Origin of the sequence: Streptomyces sp. NPDC097617 (genome assembly GCF_044761485.1) — a bacterium.
GTDB lineage: Bacteria > Actinomycetota > Actinomycetes > Streptomycetales > Streptomycetaceae > Streptomyces.
This window is the reverse complement of record NZ_JBIWCL010000005.1, coordinates 84,257-104,807: the sequence shown is the minus strand read 5'-3', so window position 1 is coordinate 104,807 and position 20,551 is coordinate 84,257. Positions and strand designations below refer to the sequence as shown.

22 protein-coding genes, 1 tRNA gene, 1 pseudogene and 1 riboswitch are annotated in these 20,551 nt (G+C 72.6%); of the genes and pseudogenes, 9 read left to right on the top strand and 15 right to left on the bottom strand.

Annotation, left to right across the window (positions count from 1 at the left end):
* Positions 1-169: 169 nt before the first annotated feature.
* Positions 170-1,459 (bottom strand): ROK family protein, encoded by a 1,290-nt coding sequence (locus tag ACIQZO_RS11490; protein ID WP_403623648.1) that lies wholly within the window; start codon positions 1,457-1,459, stop codon positions 170-172.
* Between ACIQZO_RS11490 and ACIQZO_RS11485 the strand changes: the two genes are divergently transcribed.
* Positions 1,458-2,567 carry a Gfo/Idh/MocA family oxidoreductase gene (locus tag ACIQZO_RS11485; RefSeq protein WP_403623645.1) on the top strand — a complete coding sequence of 370 codons (1,110 nt, stop codon included), beginning with the start codon at positions 1,458-1,460 and terminating at the stop codon, positions 2,565-2,567. The genes ACIQZO_RS11490 and ACIQZO_RS11485 overlap by 2 nt on opposite strands.
* 250 nt (positions 2,568-2,817) lie before the next feature.
* On the opposite strand, the gene ACIQZO_RS11480 is transcribed toward ACIQZO_RS11485, so the two are convergent.
* The 4 genes and pseudogenes from ACIQZO_RS11480 to ACIQZO_RS11465 form a co-directional block, all read right to left on the bottom strand.
* Positions 2,818-3,675, bottom strand: a complete 858-nt coding sequence (locus ACIQZO_RS11480) for a fumarylacetoacetate hydrolase family protein (protein ID WP_403623642.1) — start codon at positions 3,673-3,675, stop codon at positions 2,818-2,820.
* A gap of 152 nt (positions 3,676-3,827) precedes the next feature.
* Positions 3,828-4,599, bottom strand: a pseudogene (locus ACIQZO_RS11475) (YidC/Oxa1 family membrane protein insertase).
* Positions 4,600-4,713: 114 nt separating this feature from the next.
* Entirely contained in the window at positions 4,714-5,091 is a 378-nt protein-coding gene (locus ACIQZO_RS11470) for a DUF6412 domain-containing protein (protein ID WP_403623640.1), read from the bottom strand.
* Between the two features lie 81 nt (positions 5,092-5,172).
* Positions 5,173-5,997, bottom strand: coding sequence for a class E sortase (locus ACIQZO_RS11465; RefSeq protein WP_403623637.1), 825 nt, complete (start codon positions 5,995-5,997; stop codon positions 5,173-5,175).
* 47 nt (positions 5,998-6,044) lie between these two features.
* On the opposite strand from ACIQZO_RS11465, the gene ACIQZO_RS11460 reads away from it, so the two are divergent.
* Positions 6,045-7,043: a tetratricopeptide repeat protein gene (locus ACIQZO_RS11460; RefSeq protein ID WP_403623634.1), complete on the top strand. Its 999-nt coding sequence runs from the start codon at positions 6,045-6,047 to the stop codon at positions 7,041-7,043.
* A gap of 43 nt (positions 7,044-7,086) precedes the next feature.
* The gene (locus ACIQZO_RS11455) at positions 7,087-7,548 is read left to right on the top strand and encodes a very short patch repair endonuclease (RefSeq protein WP_403623631.1); all 462 of its coding nucleotides are present in this window, start codon (positions 7,087-7,089) and stop codon (positions 7,546-7,548) included.
* A gap of 67 nt (positions 7,549-7,615) precedes the next feature.
* Here the strand turns inward: ACIQZO_RS11455 and ACIQZO_RS11450 are convergent, their stop codons facing one another.
* Together ACIQZO_RS11450 and ACIQZO_RS11445 are read right to left on the bottom strand one after the other, a co-directional pair.
* Positions 7,616-7,915, bottom strand: a complete 300-nt coding sequence (locus ACIQZO_RS11450; protein ID WP_403623628.1) for a hypothetical protein — start codon at positions 7,913-7,915, stop codon at positions 7,616-7,618.
* Positions 7,916-7,955: 40 nt separating this feature from the next.
* The gene (locus ACIQZO_RS11445; protein ID WP_403623625.1) at positions 7,956-8,147 is read right to left on the bottom strand and encodes a hypothetical protein; all 192 of its coding nucleotides are present in this window, start codon (positions 8,145-8,147) and stop codon (positions 7,956-7,958) included.
* Positions 8,148-8,333: 186 nt separating this feature from the next.
* On the opposite strand from ACIQZO_RS11445, the gene ACIQZO_RS11440 reads away from it, so the two are divergent.
* Positions 8,334-8,870 carry a GNAT family N-acetyltransferase gene (locus tag ACIQZO_RS11440; protein ID WP_403623622.1) on the top strand — a complete coding sequence of 179 codons (537 nt, stop codon included), beginning with the start codon at positions 8,334-8,336 and terminating at the stop codon, positions 8,868-8,870.
* A gap of 34 nt (positions 8,871-8,904) precedes the next feature.
* The gene (locus tag ACIQZO_RS11435; RefSeq protein WP_403623619.1) at positions 8,905-9,987 is read left to right on the top strand and encodes a hypothetical protein; all 1,083 of its coding nucleotides are present in this window, start codon (positions 8,905-8,907) and stop codon (positions 9,985-9,987) included.
* On the opposite strand, the gene ACIQZO_RS11430 is transcribed toward ACIQZO_RS11435, so the two are convergent.
* The 5 genes from ACIQZO_RS11430 to ACIQZO_RS11410 all read right to left on the bottom strand — a co-directional run bounded on the left by ACIQZO_RS11430 (position 9,957) and on the right by ACIQZO_RS11410 (position 15,223).
* Positions 9,957-11,348, bottom strand: coding sequence for a DUF445 domain-containing protein (locus tag ACIQZO_RS11430; RefSeq protein WP_403623617.1), 1,392 nt, complete (start codon positions 11,346-11,348; stop codon positions 9,957-9,959). The genes ACIQZO_RS11435 and ACIQZO_RS11430 overlap by 31 nt on opposite strands.
* A gap of 328 nt (positions 11,349-11,676) precedes the next feature.
* Positions 11,677-12,330 carry a DUF1707 domain-containing protein gene (locus ACIQZO_RS11425; protein ID WP_403623614.1) on the bottom strand — a complete coding sequence of 218 codons (654 nt, stop codon included), beginning with the start codon at positions 12,328-12,330 and terminating at the stop codon, positions 11,677-11,679.
* A 173-nt stretch (positions 12,331-12,503) separates the two neighbouring features.
* On the bottom strand, positions 12,504-13,472 hold the full coding sequence (locus ACIQZO_RS11420) for an ATP-binding cassette domain-containing protein (protein WP_403623611.1): 969 nt from the start codon (positions 13,470-13,472) through the stop codon (positions 12,504-12,506).
* A 4-nt stretch (positions 13,473-13,476) separates the two neighbouring features.
* Positions 13,477-14,322: an ABC transporter permease gene (locus tag ACIQZO_RS11415; RefSeq protein ID WP_403624248.1), complete on the bottom strand. Its 846-nt coding sequence runs from the start codon at positions 14,320-14,322 to the stop codon at positions 13,477-13,479.
* A gap of 85 nt (positions 14,323-14,407) precedes the next feature.
* On the bottom strand, positions 14,408-15,223 hold the full coding sequence (locus ACIQZO_RS11410; RefSeq protein ID WP_403623608.1) for an ABC transporter permease: 816 nt from the start codon (positions 15,221-15,223) through the stop codon (positions 14,408-14,410).
* A 174-nt stretch (positions 15,224-15,397) separates the two neighbouring features.
* Here ACIQZO_RS11410 and ACIQZO_RS11405 point away from each other — a divergent pair, with 174 nt between their 5' ends.
* Entirely contained in the window at positions 15,398-17,830 is a 2,433-nt protein-coding gene (locus ACIQZO_RS11405; RefSeq protein ID WP_403623605.1) for a transglycosylase domain-containing protein, read from the top strand.
* A 12-nt stretch (positions 17,831-17,842) separates the two neighbouring features.
* Here ACIQZO_RS11405 and ACIQZO_RS11400 read toward each other — a convergent pair whose 3' ends face one another.
* The 3 genes from ACIQZO_RS11400 to ACIQZO_RS11390 form a co-directional block, all read right to left on the bottom strand.
* Complete coding sequence (locus ACIQZO_RS11400; protein ID WP_030009036.1) at positions 17,843-18,163, bottom strand: multidrug efflux SMR transporter; 321 nt, start codon at positions 18,161-18,163, stop codon at positions 17,843-17,845.
* A gap of 31 nt (positions 18,164-18,194) precedes the next feature.
* Positions 18,195-18,264, bottom strand: a riboswitch (guanidine-III (ykkC-III) riboswitch).
* A 47-nt stretch (positions 18,265-18,311) separates the two neighbouring features.
* Positions 18,312-18,614: a co-chaperone GroES gene (locus tag ACIQZO_RS11395; protein WP_202506955.1), complete on the bottom strand. Its 303-nt coding sequence runs from the start codon at positions 18,612-18,614 to the stop codon at positions 18,312-18,314.
* An 82-nt stretch (positions 18,615-18,696) separates the two neighbouring features.
* Entirely contained in the window at positions 18,697-19,080 is a 384-nt protein-coding gene (locus ACIQZO_RS11390) for a DUF3618 domain-containing protein (protein WP_403623602.1), read from the bottom strand.
* A gap of 58 nt (positions 19,081-19,138) precedes the next feature.
* Here ACIQZO_RS11390 and bcp point away from each other — a divergent pair, with 58 nt between their 5' ends.
* From bcp to ACIQZO_RS11375, 3 genes are all read left to right on the top strand, one after another.
* Positions 19,139-19,606 (top strand): thioredoxin-dependent thiol peroxidase, encoded by a 468-nt coding sequence (gene bcp, locus ACIQZO_RS11385; protein WP_030009033.1) that lies wholly within the window; start codon positions 19,139-19,141, stop codon positions 19,604-19,606.
* Between the two features lie 149 nt (positions 19,607-19,755).
* Positions 19,756-20,412 carry an HNH endonuclease gene (locus ACIQZO_RS11380; RefSeq protein ID WP_403623598.1) on the top strand — a complete coding sequence of 219 codons (657 nt, stop codon included), beginning with the start codon at positions 19,756-19,758 and terminating at the stop codon, positions 20,410-20,412.
* A 44-nt stretch (positions 20,413-20,456) separates the two neighbouring features.
* Positions 20,457-20,531: transfer RNA gene (locus ACIQZO_RS11375), tRNA-Leu, on the top strand.
* Positions 20,532-20,551 lie beyond the last annotated feature (20 nt).

The following is a 20,551-nucleotide window of genomic DNA, read 5'->3' as shown; positions in this document are numbered from 1 at the left end:
GCCCAATCCACCCCCGCCACACCCCCCCCAGCCCCGCCGGCGTTTGAGGCGCCCCCCTCAGCCCCGCCGGCGTTTGAGGCGCGGGGGTCCGGGGGCAGCGCCCCCGGCAACGGCGCCGCACGGCACGGCACGGCACCCGCACCCGCACCCGCACCCGCACCCGGCAACCTCACCCCGCCCGCCCGAACAACGGCGCCAGCACCATCTCCGCCGCCCCCTCCGCCACCCCCGCCCCCGCCAGCGCCACCACCGGCCGGGCCGGATCCAGCGCCCGCGCCGCGAGCACGGCTCCGACCCCGGCCACGAAGACGTCCGGCGCCGCCGCCACCACACGCCCGCCGAGCAGCACACGGTCCACATCCAGCAGTGCGACCAAGTTCGCCGCGGCCTCGCCCAGGATCCGTGCGGCCTCGGGAAGATCACCCCGGGCCACCGCCCCCAGGCACAGCACCTCCACGCAGCCGCGCGCCCCGCACCGGCACTGCGGCCCGTCCAGCAGGAGCACCTGGTGGCCGAACTCCCCCGCCGCCGAGCGAGCACCCCGATAGACCCCGCCGCGCAGCCACAGTCCCGCACCGAGCCCGGTCCCGACGTGCAGGTACACGCAGGTATGGGGCCCGCCGCCGGCATGGACATCCACCTCCGGCCAGGCGCCCACACCGCCCCGCCCGGCACCCGCGCCATGTCCCGCACCCACGCCACGCCCGGCGCCCACGCCCCGCCCGGCACCCGCGCCATGTCCCGCACCCGCACCCGGCCAAGCCGCCCGGAGCCACGCCCCCGCGGCCGCGACCGCACCGGCGTTCGTGTCCTTGTCCAGCAGCACCGGCAGGCCCAGCCGCCCCTCCAGCACTCCCCGAAGCGGGAAGCCCTTCCAGCTCGGGAACCCCGTGACCCGCCCCATCGCCCCGATCTCGTGGTCGAGCGGTCCCGGTGCGGCCACCCCGACGCCCAGGAGCGGCAGCCCGGCCGGGTCCGCGACCCGCGCGACCGCCCGTACGATCGCCTCCACCGCCGCCTCCGGGCCGGCCCCGAAGTCGAGCGGGCCGCGGCTCTCGTCGGCGACACGCCCCGCCAGGTCCACCCGTACCGCCCGGAGCTCGTCGCGGTCCACGTGCACCCCGACCGCGTGCCGCACCTCCGGCACCAGCCGCAGCAGGGTGCGCGGCTTTCCGCCGGTGGACGCGGCGCGCCCGGCCTCGGCGACCAGCCCGTCCGCGCCGAGCCGGGCCGTGATCTTGCTGACGGCCTGCGGGGTCAGTCCCGTACGGGCGGCGAGCTCGGCGCGGCCCAGACCCGCCGGGCCCGCACCGCGCAGGAGGTCCAGCACCAGCGCCTCGTTGTACCCGCGCAGCGCCGGCAGGTTCACCCCGCCGCGTCCGTCTCCGCTACCCCTGTTCACCAGACCATTGTCCACCCTCCTTGCACTTCGGCAACACTGTTGCCAAAGTGGTTGCATGAGCACCCCCGCCTCCCCCGCCTCTCCCGACACCCCCGCACCGCTCCGCGTCGGCCTCATCGGCTACGGACTCGCCGGTTCCGTCTTCCACGCCCCCCTCGTGGCCGCCACGGACGGACTCACCCTCGACACGGTCGTCACCTCCGACCCGGCCCGACAGGCCCAGGCCCGCGCGGAGTTCCCCGATGTCCGCATCGCCGCCACCGCCGACGAGCTGTGGGACCGGGACCTCGACCTGGTCGTGATCGCCTCCCCCAACCGGACGCACGTCCCGCTCGCCACCGCCGCCCTCGAGGCCGGTATCCCGGTGGTCGTGGACAAACCCCTCGCCGCCACCGCTGCCGAGGCCCGCGCACTCGCCGCCCTCGCGGACCACAGCGGAACCTTCCTCTCCGTCTTCCAGAACCGCCGCTGGGACAATGACTTCCTCACCCTGCGCCGCCTCATCGCCGACGGCGAACTCGGCGAGGTCCAGCGCTTCGAGTCCCGGTTCGAGCGCTGGCGCCCGCAATTGAAGGGCGGCTGGCGCGAGTCGGGCGCCCCGGAGGAGATCGGCGGCCTGCTGTACGACCTCGGCAGCCACGTCGTCGACCAGGCCCTCGTGCTGTTCGGTCCGGCGGTACGGGTCTACGCGGAGGCCGACGTACGCCGCCCGGGCGCCGAGACCGACGACGACACCTTCATCGCGATCACGCACGCGAACGGGATCCGCTCCCACCTCTACGTGAGCGCGACCACCGCCCAGCTCGGCCCGCGGATGCGTGTCCTGGGCTCCCGCGCCGGCTACGTGAAGTACGGCCTCGACCCGCAGGAGGGCGCCCTGCGCGACGGGCTGCGGCCGGACGGGGACCTGCCCTGGGGCGAGGAGCCCCCGCACCTGTGGGGCCGGCTGGGCTCCGGCGAGTCTCCGCTGACCGGCGGCGGGATCCCGGTGCCGACGGAGCAGGGCGACTACCCGGCCTACTACGCGGCGGTGGAGGCCGCGCTGCGCACGGGCGGGCCCGCGCCGGTGACGGCGCACGAGGCCGCGCAGTGCCTCGACGTACTGGAGGCGGCCCGCCGGTCGTCCCGGGAGGGTGTGGCGGTGGAGATCCCCGCCCCTGCGTAGATCCCCGCCCGGCGTCCGGCTCCGAGTGACATGCGAAGCACGGGCACACGGACGCGCTCGAACCCTGCCCCGGACCCGGACGACGTGACCGCCACCGACGGGTCCGGCCCGGCGCCCACCGACCGGCGTCGCCGCCTGCCGGCCGAGGGCCGGTGGCGGCCCCGTACCCACGGGCGAGGGGCGGGGCCGCCACCGGCAGCCCCGCCCCTCGCCTTCCCTCGTCCTCGGGTCGTCCGGCCCGCTGCGCGCGCTACGCGCCCTTGAACTCCTGGCGCTGACGGCCGAGACCCTCGATCTCCACCTCCACGACGTCACCGGCCCGCAGGTAGGGCTTCGGCTCGGGCCGGCCCATGGCCACGCCCGCCGGCGTACCGGTGACGATGACGTCGCCCGGGTACAGGGTCATGAAGTGGCTCAGGTACTTGACGACCTCGCCGACCGGGAAGATCTGGTCCGCGGTGTTGCCGTCCTGCTTGAGCTCGCCGTTGACCCACAGCTTCACGTCCAGGACCTGCGGGTCCGGCACCTCGTCGGCCGTGAGCAGCCACGGGCCCAGCGGGGTGAAGGTCTCGCAGTTCTTGCCCTTGTCCCAGGTGCCGCCGCGCTCGATCTGGAACTCGCGCTCCGAAACGTCGTTGACCAGCACGTAGCCGCCGACGTGCGCGAGCCCCTGCTCCGCGGAGTCCAGGTAGGCCGCGGTGGCGCCGATGACGACGCCGAGCTCGGCCTCCCAGTCCGTCTTCACGCTGCCGCGCGGGATCAGCACGGTGTCGTCGGGGCCGACCACGGTGTCCGGGGCCTTCAGGAACAGGATCGGCTCGGCCGGCGGCTCCGCGCCGATCTCGGCCGCGTGCCCGAAGTAGTTCAGGCCGATGCCCACGACCTTGCCGATGCGCCCGACGGGCGCACCGATCCGCAGACCCTCGCTGCCCAGGACCGGAAGCTCACCGGAGTCGGCCGCCTCCCGCACCCGGGTCAGCACGGCGTCGTCGGCGAGCAGAGCGCCGTCCACATCCGTGATCAGGCCGGACAGGTCACGCAGGGTCCCGTCCCGGTCGAGCAGCGCGGGGCGCTCCGACCCTACGGGTCCGACACGCAGCAGCTTCATGGGCATTCTCCCGTGGTCGTGGCTGGTCGGCCCGTGGGCATGCCCAGGGCCGGCCGATGGGTTGCGGCCATCGGAGGATTTGGTCGATCCTCCAAGATGTCCACCCAATCCGCAAGACCCTGTTCACAGACTGGAACGCCTGCCTCCATCCCTCAGCCTGCTGCCGGCTGCTCGGCCCGCTGCTCCGTCTGCCCCTCCGCCCGCTCCTTGCGGTACTGGAGCCAAGCCCGCTCCGCCACCGACCACGCGGTGGTGGTCACCAGGTAGAGACCGGCGGCCAGCGGCACCACGGCAGCCGTGATCAGCGTCCCGAAGGACAGCAGGGGCAGTACGCCGCCCAGCTTGCGCATGACCTCCTGCTGCTCGGCACTCACCTCGGCCATGACCCCAGCCCCGGACAGGGCGCCGGTCCCGGACCCGGTACGGGCACCGGTACGGGCACCGGTACGGGCACCGGCCTTCTTCGGCGCAGTGGCCGCGGCGGTGGCAGCGGCAGCCGCGACCGCCGCGGCCGTACGGCGCCCCCGCACCGCGCTCCACGCGGCCACCACCGCGATCGCCGCGAACAGGCCGAGGAACACCAGCCCCTGCGCCCCGAACAGGCCTCCCTCTCCCAGCGCCTCGGTCCACCGGGAGCCCAGCGGCGCGGCGAAGAGCCGGTGCCCGAGCAGCTCGTTGGCCTTCCCGCCCACCTCGGCGGAGGAGAACGCGTGGTACATCACGAAGAACACCGGCAGCTGCAGCAGCACGGGCAGGCACCCCGCCACGGGAGTCGCCCCCCCGGAACGCGGCCCGGCTCAGCGGGTGCAGGGCGAGCCGCACGAGCACGGTGAACAGCACGATCGCGGCAGCGGTCGCGGACTGCGCCAGCACCGGCTCGAGAAGCCGGCCCAGCTCAGCAACAAGGTGGGTGAAAACGGACACGCGGGCCCTCCGAAGGGTCTCGTCGAACGTCGAAAGAGATGCATTTCGGCGTGACGACCCGCGAGGGGCGACGACAGTGATCAGTCAGCAGAAGGCGGGATGTACTGCGCGCCCCTACGCGGCCGTCGGGAGGAGACGGCCGGGCGCCCTGGGCCGCGCGCGGCCCGAGGCATCGGGATCGCGCTGCGGCAGGAACGCCGTGCGCTGCTCGCGATCACGGATCGCGGTGCGTATTCGGTGCGGCGGCACGGGCCGCACGAGCCGCGCGGCGGCGGCCAGGGCCGCGGTACCCACGGCGACGGTGGCCGCGAAGGCGACCACGACGGCGCCCAGCCCGCCCTCCCCGGCGAACAGCCCGAGGAATCCCCCGAGCAGCACGAGCGGGAGCAGCACGGCAAGGGCCCGCGAGGTCCGGGCGAACAGTGCGAAGGACGGCAGGCGGCCGCCGCCTCGTCGTCGCTGCGCCTGCTGCTGCAGTTGCTGCCGAGCCATACGGACCTCCCCCTCTCCACTCCCGCGCACGAACTCCCGTACGAGACCGATAGTAACCGGGCCCACCGACAACCCATCCGGCTAGGACGCCCTGAGGGTCCCCCAGACCACGAGCCGGTACTTCGAGCTGTACTCGGGCGTGCAGGTGGTGAGCGTGATGTAGGCGCCCGGCTCGCTGTACCCCTGGTCCGGCTTCACCACGCTCCGCGGCACGGGCGCGATCACCCCGGTGTCCCGCTCGGTCGTCCGGCTCAGTGTCCTCCCGACCACATACGTGTACCGGCGCCCCCGTATGTCGACGATCAGCTCGTCGCCCGCCCGCAGCCGGTTGATGTACCGGAAGGGCTCGCCGTGGGTGTTGCGGTGCCCGGCCAGCGCGAAGTTCCCCTGCGCCCCGGGCCCGGCGGTCCCCGGGTACTGCCCGGCGTACCCCTTGTCCAGGACGGCCCGCTTGTCGACGCCCTGCGCGACGGGAACGACGAGCCCGAGACGCGGAATGCGCAGGACGGCGTAGGCCCGGTCCGGGGGCCCGGCCGACGGCCCCGCGGCGGACCCCGGACCGCCACCGGCATCGCGGCCGGGCCCGCGATCGGGCCCGCGATCGGGATCGGGATCGGAATCGACGCTGCCGCCCGGAGGGGACGGGGACGGGGATGGGGACGAAGCACCGAGGACGGGCTCGGCACCGCCCCAGGCCCGCTCCAGAGCCTGTACCTGCTCCTGCGCGGCGGCCACGGCCTGCCGGTTCGTCCACCACACCTGGTGCACCACCAGCAACAGGACCACCACGCCCACGGTGACGATCAGCTCGGCGGCCGCCCACAGCACACCGGCGGAACCGGCCCGGCGCCCCCGCCGGCCGCCCCCCTGCACCACCACGGGTAAGCGATCTCGCACGGGCGGCACCCTAAGTCCTCCCCCGTCAACTGACCAGCGGCAGTACGGTGTGAACCATGCGCCCCGACACGCCTGCCGAGCACATCGCCGAAGCCGAGCGCCTGATCCGCACAGCGACCCGCTACCCCGAGGACCAGGAGCCCTTGCTCCTCCAGGCCGCGGCCCACCTCGAACTGGGGGACGCACGCGACCGGGCGAGTGCCCTGTACGACCAGCTCCTCTCCTCCACCCCGTCCGACCCCCACCTGATCAAGGCCCTGCAGGCGGCGAACCTCTGGGAGTACGGCCACGAGGCCGAGGCCCGCGCCCTCATCTCGGGCATCCGCGCCGCCTCGCCCAAGGACCCGGCGCCGTGGGAGGTGATCGCGGAAGCCTTGGAGGCCCACGACGAGTTGGAGGCCTCGCACGACTGCTTCACCGAGGCGGCCACCCTCCTGATCGCGGAGGACGACCCGCTGACCCCGGCCACCACCGCCCTCCTGACGGGCCGCCACCGCGTACGCCGCCTCCTCGGGCGCCCGCACGACGACTGGGACATGGTCGCGGACACCCGCCACATCGGCCCGATCCCCCTCGACGAGCTCCACGACCCGAAGCGCATCTGGGCCCTGGGCTCCGACGACCCCACCGAGCTGCGCGCCGAGATCGCCCGCCTGCGCGCCGAACTGGGCGACCGCCGCGCGGCCCTCTCGCGCCCCTTCCCGGTGGCGATCCTGCACTGGCCGCAGCGCGAACTGTCGGAGCTGCTGACCAGCTACCCGACCCTGGCCTCCGAGTACCCCTCGCACGAGGCCCACCTGCGGGACATCGAGACCTCCCTGCGCGCCCTGGCCGCCTCGGGCACCACGAACCTCGGCATCGTCACGGCGAGCGTCCCGTCCTACGAGGCCTTCGCGGCGTCGGAGAGGACCTCCCCGGCCTCCCCGTCCCTCCTGGCCGAATACGCCACAACCCTGGCCGCCCGCGGCAAGGCCACCCCCTGGCCCCCGACCCCCACGGCCCCCTGCTGGTGCACCTCGGGCAAGCCGTACGCGGAGTGCCACAACGCCACCTGAGTCCGAGTCGATGGTGGACGAGGGGGGCTGACATCATGCGTCCATGCCTGGTGCCGTCCCCTCCTCCCCCGGTGTCTCGGCGCGCATGAGTCGACAGGCCTCGCGCGACACGACACAGGAGCTGGCCGTTCGCCGTCTCCTCCACGCGTCCGGCCTCCGCTATCGCGTGAGCCTCCCCGTTCCCGGCATACGCCGGCGCACCATCGACATCGCCTTCACCCGCGCGAGGATCGCCGTGTTCCTCGACGGCTGCTTCTGGCACGGCTGCCCCGAGCACGCGACGCGACCGAAGGCCAATGCCGAATGGTGGCGGGCCAAGCTGGACAAGAACATGTCCCGCGACCGCGAGACGACCGCCCACCTGGAGACGGAGGGCTGGACGGTGCTCCGATTCTGGGAGCACCAGACGCCCGAGGAAGTGGCCCGCGCGATCACCCTGAAGCGGGACGAACCCCCGCCGGAGCACACGCCCCGTCCCCCGGACCACCCTCTCGGAAACGGCTGAGGCGAGTCGAGCGACTGAAACGACTCGACCGACAAGCTCTGCGCGCAGCCGGCGGGCTACCGGCGGGCTAGCGCGAGTCGGCCGCGGCGTGTGAGGCTGCGGCCATCGCGGCGGCCGCCGTGAAGACCGCCGGCCAGGGGCCGATCTTCTTCGCCAGGGGGTGCGATCCCGCGAACGCGGCGACGTAGGCCGTGCCGAGGAGGGCCGTCGTCCTCGGGGACGTGCGGCGGTGCCATTCGCGGGCCGCGAGGGTGCCCGCGGCCGCGAGGATCACGCCGCCGAGCGGTCGGCGGCCGGTCCAGCGGGCCGTGGCGTAGCCGCCGACCAGTCCGGCCGCCGCTATTGCCGAGGTGGGGATCTGCGCCATCGTGGGGGCCTCCAGCCGTTCGAAAAGTGACGGTACGAGGCTAACGCGCGCGGCGCGCGTAGCGGCGGGCGGCCGTCACGCCGAGGACCACCACCGCGCCGCCGAGGATGCCGGGCGGGAGACTGTCCTGGACGGCGCGGGGCAGGACCGCCATGACACCCAGGATGATGAAGAACGCCACCGCGCACGCGGCGAGCCCGGCCAGGGCCTGGCGCAGGAGAGAGGTACGCACACGGTTTCAACGCCGCGCCGGGGGGCGGCGATACGGGCGGGCCCGGGCCGCGTACGGAAGTCGGATTTGTCGCACACCCTCCGGATCCGCCCACCTGCACTGCGTGGAACCTCCCCCGCGTAGATTCACTCTCCTACACGGGCGATACGACCCAACCCGCCCAAGCCGGCCCAAGGAGCTGCAAACGTGATCTGCTACGGACCGGCCGTGCTGGACCTGTCGGACGAACTGGCCGACGCCTACAGCGAGGTCTTCTCCGCGCCACCGTGGAACGAGGACGAAGAAACCATTCGCCAGTTCTCCCTCCGGCTCCAGGCGGACAGCCGCCGCGCCGGATTCCGTACCGCCTTCGCGCAATCGCCCGCCGGCATCGACGGCTTCGCGACCGCCTGGCTGACCCCCAAGACCTTCCCCCGCGACCGCGCCTACGGGCAGGTCACCGCGCAGCTGGGCCGGCCGCGCGTACGGGAACTGCTCATCGGCGCGCTGGAGATCGACGAGCTCGCCGTACGCCCGCACGCGCGCGGGCACGGCACCGGGCGCGCCCTGCTCGCCGAGATCACCGCCGACGCCCCGGACGAGCGGGCCTGGCTGCTGACCGCCCGGGTGGCCACCGACACCGTCGCCACCTACCGGCGCCTCGGCTGGCACGAGATCACCCCGCTGCCCGGGACACAGAACGGCGTCGTCGTCTTCCTCGCCCCGAACCACCCCGCGGCCTGAGCATCGCGCCCGCCCCACCGGGCATGCCCCGGGCATGATCACCTGCCCCGGAGCCCTCGCCCGTATCGCCCAGCGCCAGCTGAACCTGGCCACCTACCACCAGCTCAAGCAGGCCGGCATCCCAGCCGGCACGATCAGCGGCCGCAGCCGCCGCGGAGGGCCCTGGCAGAGACTCCTGCCACGGGTGTACCTCCTGCAGACCGGCCCGCCGGACACCCGGCAGCACGCGCTGTCCGCCGTCCTGTACGCCGCCCACCCCGCGGCCGATCCGCTCTCCGGGTCCACCGCCGCGCTGACGGGCGGCGCCGCCCTCGCGCTCCTGGGCATCCGCGACGCCCCGCCCGAACCGCTGGACGTCCTCGTCCGCGCCCCGCGCTCGCCGGCCGCCGCGGGCCGGGTCCGGCCCGGCTCGACCTCCCGCTGGCCCGCCACCATCCAGATCTCCGGCGTCCCCAGCACCCGCCCGATCCGGGCCGCCGCGGACTTCGCGGCCCGTACGGACGATCCCGACCTGGTGCGCTCCGTACTGGCCAACGTGGTCCAGGGCGGCTGGTGCCACCCGCACGACCTGCACGCCGAACTGCGTGCCGGCCGGATCCGCGGCCGCCCCGCCGTGCGGGCGGCCACCGCGGAACTGGTCACCGGGGTCCGGTCGATCGCCGAGGGCCGCGCCCGCGACACCCTGGTGGCCACCGACCTCCCGGCCCCGCTGTGGAACGCCCGCCTCCACGGCCCCGACGGGGCCTTCCTCGCCAGCCCGGACGCGTACTGGCCCGAGGAGGGCGTGGCGCTGGAAATCGACTCCGCGGAGTACCACTACACGCGCGACGCCTGGCAGGCCACCCTGCACCGGCGGCTGCGCCTGGAGTCCCGGGGCGTCCTGGTGGCCAGTACGACGCCGGGGCTGCTCCGCGACAGACCGGCGGACGTGGTCGCCGCCGTGCGCGCGCTCCTCGCCCTGGGCACCGCCCGCCCCGCGCCCCCGGCCGTCACCGCACGCGGGCACGCCCAGCTGGAACTGCCGCTCCCGCGCACGCTCCCGCCGCTCCGCCTCCCGCGGGCGCTCCCGCGCACGCCCCCGCCGTCCTACGCCCCGAAGGCGCGGGACACCGTATAGATCATCAGGCCGGCCAGGGCGCCGACCACCGTGCCGTTGATACGGATGAACTGCAGGTCGCGGCCGATGTGGGCCTCGATCTTGCGGGAGGTGTGCTCGGCGTCCCAACCCGCCACGGTGTCCGTGATCAGCGAGGTGATCTCGGTCCGGTAGGTGGTGACGACGTAGACGACGGCGCCCTCGATCCAGCCCTCCACCTTCGCCTGCAGGCGGCCGTCGGTGGCGAGTCGCGCGCCGAGGGAGATCAGCGAGGCGCGGACCCGCAGGCGCAGCTCGCTCTGCTCGTCCTCGGCCGCCGAGATGATCATCGAGCGGATCGCCGACCACGCGGAGGCGATGACGTCCTGGACCTCGTCGCGCGCCAGGATCTCGGACTTGAGCCGCTCCACCTTCGCGCGGGTCTCCGTGTCCGACTGGAGGTCGGCCGCGAAGTCCGTCAGGAACCGGTCCACCGCACCGCGCGCGGGGTGCTCCGGCATGTCCCGCATCTCCGTGACGAAGCGGAGCAGCTCCTTGTAGACGCGCTCGCCCACCTTGCGGTCCACGAACCGCGGGGTCCAGCCGGGGGCGCCGCCCTGGACCGCGTCCGTGATCGAGGCACCGTGCGTGACCAGCCAGTCGTGGGCCTTGGCGCAGATGAGGTCGACGGCCCGGCGGTGGCCACCGTCCTCGACGACCCGCTCCAGCGTCTTGCCGATGCCCGGCGCGATCTCGGCGGTCTCGGCCCGCCGGGTGATGGCCTCGCCGACGACGGCCTGCACGTCGGAGTCGCGCAGCACGGTCAGGGCGCCGCGGAGCGCGGCGGCGAGCTCGGCGGTGACCCGGTCGGCGTGTTCGGGCTCGGCCAGCCAGGAGCCGAGGCGGCCACCGATGCCGAGGGCGTGGAGGCGGGCCCGGACCACGTCGGAGGAGAGGAAGTTCTCCCCGACGAACTCGCCCAGGGAGACGCCGAGCTGGTCCTTCTTGGTCGGGATGATCGCGGTGTGCGGGATGGGCAGGCCGAGCGGGCGCCGGAAGAGGGCGGTGACGGCGAACCAGTCCGCGAGCGCGCCGACCATGCCGGCCTCGGCCGCGGCGGCGACGTACCCGGCCCAGCCGCCGGCGCCCCAGGCGTGCTGGGCGTACTTGGCCAGTACGTAGACCAGCGCGACCAGGATCAGCAGACCGGTCGCGGTGGCCTTCATCCGGCGGACCCCGCGACGCCGCTCCTCGTCGGCGGCGCTGAAGACGAACGCGCCGCGGGTGGGGGGCGGGGGTGCCTGTGCGGGGGCCGGTGGCACGGTTCCGGTACCTCCCGTACCTCCGGTGGTGCCGGTACCTCCGGTGGTGCCGGTACCTCCGGTGGTGCTGCGGTTCTCCACGTGCTCCTGCCTTCCCCCGGGGGCGCCGGTTTTGTCTGCATAGCATCCGACTCCCGGGAGGGACGAGGAGTTCCCGCCACGCCAGTCCGCTCCCGCGCGGGGTGACGCCCGGGCATGCCGAGCCGCTCCCGCGGGGTGACGCCCGGGCATGCCGAGCCGCTCCCGCGGGGTGACGCCCGGGCATGCCCGCCACCCCTGCGGGTACGCGTACCAACCGGCACCGTCCCGCCACCCCTGCGGGTACGCGTACCAACCGGCACCGTCCCGCCGCCTCGGCGGGGGCCGCGTCCTCGGCTCCGCGCACTGCCCGGGGCGGTGCTGTGACGACCTAGAGCTGTTTGCGGAGGGGGTCCTTGCCCGGGGGGCGTTTGCGGGGTTTGACCTTGACCTCCACGCCGCCCCAGAAGGCGAAGCCCGTCACGACCACCCGCGGGGCGCCCGGTTCGGGCGGGCCCGGGTTGTTGCTGTGCTCGAAGGCGCCCATGACCCCGATGCCTCGGACGTCGAGCTCCACCCCCGGCGGGACCGTGATCTCGATGCCGCCCATGACCGCGATGCAGTTGATCACCACCTCGCGCTGCGCGAAGTCCGCCTCGCGCAGGTCCAGCAGGCCGCCGCCCCAGAACGCCACCGCGTCGAGCCGCGCCGGCACCGTCCACCGCCCCTTGCGCTGGAAGCCCGACAGGACCGCCACGGCCGCCGTCGAGGAGCCCGCCCCGCCGATCCGGCCCGTCCAGGGCTCCGCGGCCGCCGACGGCCGGGCCGCCGGCCCGCCGGCCGCTGGCGCGGGCAGGTCCCGCGTCAGCGGTTCCAGTTCCGCGTACGTACGGGACTTGTACGCCGCGTCCAGCCGCTCCTCGAACTCCTCCATGTCGAGCCGGCCCTCGGCGACGGCGTCCCGCAGACGCTCCGCCACCCGGTCCCGGTCGGCGTCCGACGCCCTCAGCTCCGGCAACGGCTTCTCCGGCCGCTCGTCACTCATGCGGACCAGACTATGCAGGGTTGTCGGGGAGTTGTATGACTAAGCCCCTGAGATCGTCCCGAGATCTCCCCCATATTCCCCCGACATCAGCCCGGCACCGAACCGGCACCGGCACCGGGCGCAGACACCGCACCCGCCCGGCCCCGGACCGCGACCCCGGATCCACCCCGCCCTCACCCCCGCCCCGCGTACATCCGCGCGATCACGTCCTCGATGTCCGGCTCCCGCACCGACAGGTCCACCAGCGGGTAGTCCGCCGCCACCGCCGCCACCAGCGGCGCCGCCGACGCCCCCGCGGGGAAGGCCAGCCACTGCCGCGGCCCCTCCACCTTCACCACCCGCGCGCCCGCCACGCTGATCGGCGCGAGCTCGCGCTCCAGGTCGACCACCAGCGTGCGCTCGCTCTCCCCCACCGCCCCCGCCGTGTGCAGCCCGCCCAGCGGCCCGTCGTACATCAACTGCCCGTGGTCGATCACCATCACCCGCTCGCACAGCTGCTCGATGTCCTGGAGGTCGTGCGTCGTGAGCAGCACCGTCGTGCCGAGTTCCTCGTTCAGCTGCCGCAGGAACCCCCGTACCTTCGCCTTGCTCACCACGTCGAGCCCGATCGTCGGCTCGTCCAGGTACAGCACCTCCGGATCGTGCAGCAGCGCCGCCGCGATGTCCCCGCGCATCCGCTGCCCCAGCGACAACTGCCGTACCGGCACGTCCAGCAGCTCCGCCAGGTCGAGGCGGTCCACGCAGCGCTCCAGGTTCTCCTCGAAGCGGGCCCGCGGCACCCGGTACAGCCGCCGCATCAACCCGTACGAGTCCTTCAGCGGCAGGTCCCACCACAGCGTGGTGCGCTGCCCGAACACCACCCCGATCCGGTGCGCGAGCCGCATCCGCTCGCGCGCCGGGTCGATGCCCGCGACCCGCAGCCGGCCGCCGCTCGGGGTCAGGATGCCGGTCAGCATCTTGATCGTGGTCGACTTCCCGGCACCGTTGGGCCCGATATAGCCGACCATCTCGCCCCGGGCGACCTCGAAACTGATCCCGTCCACCGCCCTGACCTGGCGTTTCTCCCGGCGCATCAGGCTCACCCGGCGCCGTACGTCAAAGACCTTCTCGACCCCGTCCAACGAGATCAGCGCATCCACCACAGCTCTAGCTCCCCGTGCTTCGGTACGAACGGACTCCCGCGCGCCACGCCAGCGACGCGGGCAGGAACACCAGGAAGGCCACCAGCGGGCTCAGGTACGCGACCCACCCGGGCAGTCCCAGCGGATCCGGCCGCCCCAACACGTGCAGTGCGGGCAGCCAGTTGACGAAGGCCAGCGGGACGATGAAGGTCACCCCGCGCAGCAGGTCCTTCGCGAAGACCGTCGGCGGGTACTGGAGCATGGTGCAGCCGCCGTAGGTGAAGGAGTTCTGCACCTCCGCCGCGTCCCCCGTCACGAACTGGAAGGCCGCGCCGGTGACCATCACCGCCGCGAAGATCGCCGCCCCGGCGAGGACCATCACGGGGACTAGCAGCACCTTCCCGGCCGTCCAGTCCACGTCCAGCGACCAGAGCGCCCAGCCCATGACCCCGAGCCCCTGTCCGATCCGGCCCAGCCGGCGCAGCGCGAACCGGTCCGCCGCGACCTGCGCGAGGACCGGGACCGGACGCACCAGCATCGTGTCGAGCGAGCCGTCGCGGATCCGGGCGCCGATCCGGTCGGTGTTCCCCAGCAGCATGTCCGCCAGGCCGAGCGAGGCCGAGCAGGAGCCGTACAGCAGGGCGATCTCGGGCAGCGTGAAGCCGCCGAGGTCGTCCACGTGGGAGAACATGATGTAGATCGCGACGAAGTCCAGCAGGGTGATCGCCGCGTGCCCGACGGTCGTCAGGACGAAGGACGTGCGGTACGTCATCGTGGACCGGATCCACATGCCCACGATCAGCAGGTAGCCGCGCAGCCCTTCCCGGACCGGGCCGCCGCGCCGGGACCCCTCCGCCGGCGCCCCATCCACGGCGAACTCCCGCGCACGCGCCCGTACCGCCCCGGCTTCGGCCTGCACCTCCGCCCCGGCGTGCACCTCCGCCTCCACCTCCGCCTCAGCCACCCTGGACCACCACCTTCCGTGTCGCGGCCGACTGCAACAGCCGCCCCGTGCCCAGGAGTACGAGCGCCCATCCGGCCTGGAAGCCCAGCGCCTCGGCCGCGCCCCCGGCCCCCGCGTGCATGCCCAGCAGGACGTCCATCGGGACCTGGAGCATCGCCGCCCACGGCAGGGCCCTGACCAACTCGCCGAAGCCGCCCGGGAAGACGGTCAGCGGCAGCAGCATCCCGGAGAAGAAGATCGAGGCGACGGTGGCCATGATGTTGATGCCCGCCCCGTCCATCAGCCAGAAGGCCACCAGCCCCACCATGTAGCGCAGCGCGAAGCTCACCACCAGGGCCAGCAGTGCGGACGCCAGGAACAGCAGCCAGCGCAGCGGATCGACGGGCAGCGCCAGCGGGAACGCCAGCGCCCCCGCCACCAGCGGCACCACCCCGCGGCCCAGCAACTGGAAGCCCGCCCGGCCCAGATCTGCCGCCAGCCACCACATCTGAAGGTCCGCGGGCCGGTACAGGTCGACCGCGATGTCACCCGTCCGGATCCGCTCCTGGAGCTCCTCCTGGAACCCGCCGCCGATCAGCGCCGCGGCGGCCAGCAGCGATTGGCTCACCCAGACGAAGGTCAGCGCCTGCGCCTGGTCGTAGCCGCCGAGTCCGGGACGCTCGTCCCACAGCGCGATGTACGTGTACGCGACGATGAACCCGAACACGGTGTTGGTGAACACCCCGGCCGCTGTCGCCGTCCCATAGGTGGCGTACCGCCTGAATCCGCCTGCGGCGACTGCCAGGTAGAGACGCACTCTCCGGCTCACCGTATCCCTCCGTTTCCCACGTCGTTCCTACGTCGGCCAAAGCGCGCGAGCTTAGTGCGGAGGGGCGAGCCACGCGACCGATTTATGCCCGTCCGGAGCGGAATCACCGGCCATCGGGTAGACACCATGAGGTACAGAAGTGGATATTTCGAACGGCGTCGAGGAGCCCTGGAGATGAGCGACCAGTCACCACCCCCGGGCTGGACCCCTCGTGACCCCGACACCCCGCCCGGCGGACCGCGCGACGTCCCGCAGCCGCGGACGCCCGACCGGGCCCTGACCCCGCCGGGCGGACCGGGCAAGAAGGCCCGGCGCCGGCGAACCGGCTGGCGCCGCCTCGTCCCCACCTGGCGCATGGTCCTGGGCGGCATCCTGCTCCTCGCCCTGCTGATCGGCGGCGCGCTCGTGGCCGGCTACCTGCTGGTCGACATCCCGCCGGCCAACGCCGCCGCCACCGCGCAGTCCAACGTCTACCTCTACTCCGACGGCTCCCAGATCGCCCGCGACGGCGAGGTCAACCGCGTCAACGTGCCCCTGTCCCAGATCCCCCGGACCGTGCAGGAAGCCGTACTGGCCGCCGAGGACCGGGACTTCCACTCCGAACGGGCGGTCGACCCCAAGGCGATGCTCCGCGCCGCCTGGAACACCGCGACCGGCAAGGGCACCCAGTCCGGGTCCACGATCACCCAGCAGTACGTCAAGAACTACTACTTGGGCCAGGAACAGACGATCAACCGCAAGGTCAAGGAGTTCTTCATCGCGATCAAACTCGGTCGCGAGAAGTCCAAGGACTACATCCTCGAGGGCTACCTGAACACCAGCTACTTCGGCCGCAACGCCTACGGCATCCAGGCCGCCGCCCAGGCCTACTACGGCAAGGACGTCAACAAGCTCACCACCGCCGAGGGCGCCTACCTCGCCACCCTCCTCAACTCCCCCAGCGCCTTCGACGTCGTCTCCCACCCCCAGAGCCGCCCACGCGCCGTAGCCCGCTGGAACTACGTGCTCGACGGCATGGTCAAGAAGCAGTGGCTGCCCGCCGCCGAACGCGCGACGATCCGGTTCCCCGAACCGGGCAAGGTCCGCGCGGCCGCCGGACTGTCCGGCCAGCGCGGCTACCTCGTGGAAGCGATCAAGGACTACATCGTCGAGAACAAGATCCTCGACGACAAGACCCTCGCCGAGGGCGGCTACCGGATCACCTCCACCATCGACAAGCGCCGCCAGACCGCCTTGGTCGACGCCGTCGACGCGCAGATGGTCAGCAAGCTCGAACCCGAGACCCGCAAGGCGGACCGGCTGGTCCGCGCCGGCGGGGTCTCCATCGACCCGGCCACCGGCAAGGTCGTCGCCCTCTACGGCGGCATCGACTACACCAAGCAGTACGTCAACAACGCGACCCGGCACGACTACCAGGTCGCCTCCACCTTCAAGCCGTTCGTCTTCGCAGCCGCCGTCGAGAACGACTCCCGCACCCAGGACGGCCGCCGGATCACCCCGAACACGATCTACAACGGCGACAACAAACGCCCCGTCGTCGGCGGCCGGATCCGCTTCGCCCCCGAGAACGAGGGCCAGGTCTCGTACGGGAACATCACCGTCAACACCGCCACCGACCTCTCCGTCAACGCCGTGTACGCGCAGATGGCCGTCGACGTCGGCACCGGCAAGGTCAAGCAGACCGCCATCGACCTCGGCATCCCCGAGAACACCCCGAACTTCGTACCCGGCCCGGCCATGGCCCTCGGCACCCTCCAGGCCAGCGTCGTGGACATGGCCCAGGCCTACGCCACCCTCGCCGACCACGGCCGCCGCACCCCCTTCACCTTCGTCGAGAAGATCACCAAGGGCGGCGACATCATCGGCCTGCCCCAGCGCACCCCCACCCAGGCCATCAACCGCGAGGCCGCCGACACCACCACATCCATGCTGGTCAGCGTCGTGGACAACGGCACCGGCACGGCCGCCCTCGCCGCCGGCCACCCCGCCGCCGGCAAAACCGGCACCGGCGAACTCGACCGCTCGGCCTGGTTCGCGGCCTACACCCCGGACCTGGTCACCGTCGTCTCGATGATGGGCCAGGACCCCGACACGGGAACCCTGGAATCCCTCTACGGCGCCCTCGGCGAGGCCCGCATCGGCGGCGGCGGATACCCGGCCCGCATCTGGGCCGCGTACACGAAGACCGCCCTGGAGGGCACCGACCCCGTCGACTTCGACCTGGAACTCCAGCCCGGCGCCGCGCAGCCCCCGCCACCGCCCAGCCCGGAGTCCGAACCGCCCGAGGAGACCCCCGGCGAACCCTCACCCAGCACCCCGGTACGCCCGACCCGGCCCACCCCCTCGAACGGGACGGGCGGCCGCAACCAGGGCGGACAGAACAACGGCGGCCAGAACCAGGGCGGCCAGGACAACGGCGGCCGGACGAACGGGGGCCAGGACAACGGCGGTCAGGACAGCGGCGGTCAGGACAGCGGCGGCACCACCCAGGGCGGCGACCAGGGCGGCACCACCCAGGGCACGCAGGGCAGCGCCGAGGGAGCCGCCCAAGGAATCGACGGCGACCCGGCGGATGGCCTGCGACCGCCGTCGGCGTTCCTCGAATAGCAGGGAGCGCGGTCAGTGACCGGAGGTCGCCTTCAGCCCCACCACGGCGACCAGCAGCAGACAGATGAAGAAGATCCGGGCGGCGGTGACGGGCTCACCCAGCACCGCCATACCGAGCACCGCCGCACCGGCGGCGCCGATGCCCACCCACACCCCGTACGCCGTGCCGATGGGCAGGGTCTTCGCGGCGTAGGACAGCAGCACCATGCTCGCGACGATCCCGGCACCCGTGAACACACTGGGCCACAGCCGGGTGAAGCCGTCGGTGAACTTCATGCCGATCGACCAGCCGACCTCGAGCAGACCGGCGACGAGAAGAAGAACCCATGCCATGACGGCACCTCCGAGACATCGAGCGATACGGGGTGCGTCGTCTTGTCGTACCCGGTACGGCGCGTCTCGTCGGGTTCTCCTCCACCGTAGCAAAGGGCGGCGAAAAGGGCCGGTGACCTCGGCCACCAGCCCTTTTCCCACGTCTTCGTCAGAGGTACAGCCCGGTGGAGTCCTCCGACCCCTCCAGCCGCTCCGCGGCCACGGCGTGCAGGTCCCGCTCGCGCATCAGCACGTAGGTCGCGCCCCGCACCTCGACCTCGGCACGGTCCTCGGGGTCGTACAGCACCCGGTCACCGGGCTCGACCGTCCGTACGTTCTGCCCGACCGCGACCACCTCGGCCCAGGCCAGCCGCTTTCCCACCGCGGCCGTCGCGGGGATCAGGATGCCGCCGCCCGAGCGGCGCTCGCCCTCCGGCAGATCGGACTTCACGAGCACGCGGTCGTGCAGCATGCGGATGGGCAGCTTGTCGTGGGTGGTGTTCTCTCTCACGCCCCGAACCTACCCGTCCGTACCCGCCCCGTACCGCTCAGGGTCATCCGCGCCTGCGGCGCGCCGAGACCACGACCAGCCCGACCAGGCTCACCGCGACCAGGGCGATGGGCACGATCCGGTCGACGCGCGGAGTCCCGTCGTCGTGACGCAGGCTGTCCTTCAGGTCGGTCACGACCCGGTTCACCGTGGCGAAGGCCCGCCCGGCGGTGTTGTCGACGGTCGAGGCGACCCGTGCCTTCGCGTCCCCGATGATCGTCTTCGGGTGCATGCGCACGCCGATCTCGTCGAGGGTCTCGGCGAGCTGCTCGCGGCGGCGAACGATGTCCGCCTCGATCTGTGCGGGGGTCCTGGCTTCCCGGGTCCTGGCTTCCGACACCGCGCTGCCTCCGTCGTCGTCGTGGTCCTGTGGGGCGTAGTCCGCCATGAACAGTCTGTCAGCTTAGTCTCATGCCATACCGATCCCCTCCCGAGGAGCAGTCAAGATGAGCGAGCGACTCCAGCCGGGCGACACCGCCCCCGCCTTCACCCTGCCCGACGCGGACGGCAACGAGGTCTCGCTCGCCGACCACAAGGGCCGCAAGGTGATCGTCTACTTCTACCCGTCCGCGCTGACGCCGGGCTGCACGAAGCAGGCCTGCGATTTCACGGACAACCTGTCCTTCCTGACGGGACACGGCTACGACGTCATCGGCGTGTCCCCGGACAAGCCGGAGAAGCTGGCGAAGTTCCGCGAGAAGGAGGACCTGAAGGTCACCCTGGTCAGCGACCCGGAGAAGGAGACGCTGACGGCGTACGGCGCGTACGGCGAGAAGAAGCTGTACGGCAAGACGGTCACCGGGGTCATCCGCTCCACGGTGGTCGTCGACGAGGAGGGCAAGGTCGAGCACGCCTTCTACAACGTCAAGGCCACGGGTCACGTAGCCAAGATCATCAAGGACCTGGGCCTCTGATCCTCGCCCCACCCCACAGAACTGGCCCGCACCCCCGGTGCGGGCCGTTCCGTTTATCGGACGAAAAACCCCGTGCCCGTCCGCCTTCCGAGCCCGTTACTCCGTACGAGGGCCGCACGCATGGCCGGACATCACGGAGGGGGGCGGGCATGCCGATCAGCCCGTACACGAAGGAACGCCTGGCGGAAGCCGCCGAAGGGGCGCGGACGCTGACGGAGGCACTGCGCAAGCTGGGAGTGGATCCGAACGGCCCGTCGCGTAGGTACCTGCACGACCGCATGCCAAAGCTGGGCGTGGACGTCTCGCACTTCGAGCGGGACGGGGCGAGGTGGACGCGGGAAGTACTGGCGGAGGCCGTGGCCGCGTCGACGAACATGTGCGAAGTACTCAGGCGCCTGGGACTCGACGTGGTGGGCGGCCACCACACCCACATCAGCCGCAGGGTCAAGGCGTTCGGGATGAACACCTCCCATTTCGTATTGCCCTCGTCGGCGGGGCGCCCAAAGGTCCGGCGGACCCCGGAAACGGTGTTGGTCAGGCAGGAAGGCCCGCAGGCCCGCCGTGCGCAGAGCGCGCACCTCAAGCAGGCCCTCGCGGCCATCGGAATTCCCGAAGCGTGCCGACTGTGCGGCGTCGAAGCCGTCTGGCAGGGACAGCCGATGACGCTGGAGGTCGACCACATGGACGGCGACTGGAGCAACGACCAGCGCGAGAACCTCCGGCTCCTGTGCCCCAACTGCCATGCGGTCACCAGCACGTGGTGCCGCGGTGGAAGACCCGTCCGATCTGGCACATCCCGTAGCTAGTGCCCACCGTATCCAGCCGCCACCAAGTACAGTGGTCTTGGTTTGCGCCCGTACGCCAACGGTGAGCGGCGATCTTTAGGTGGTCGTGTCTGTCGGTTCGAATCCGATCGGGCGTACCAACACAAAAGGCCTGCCCTCC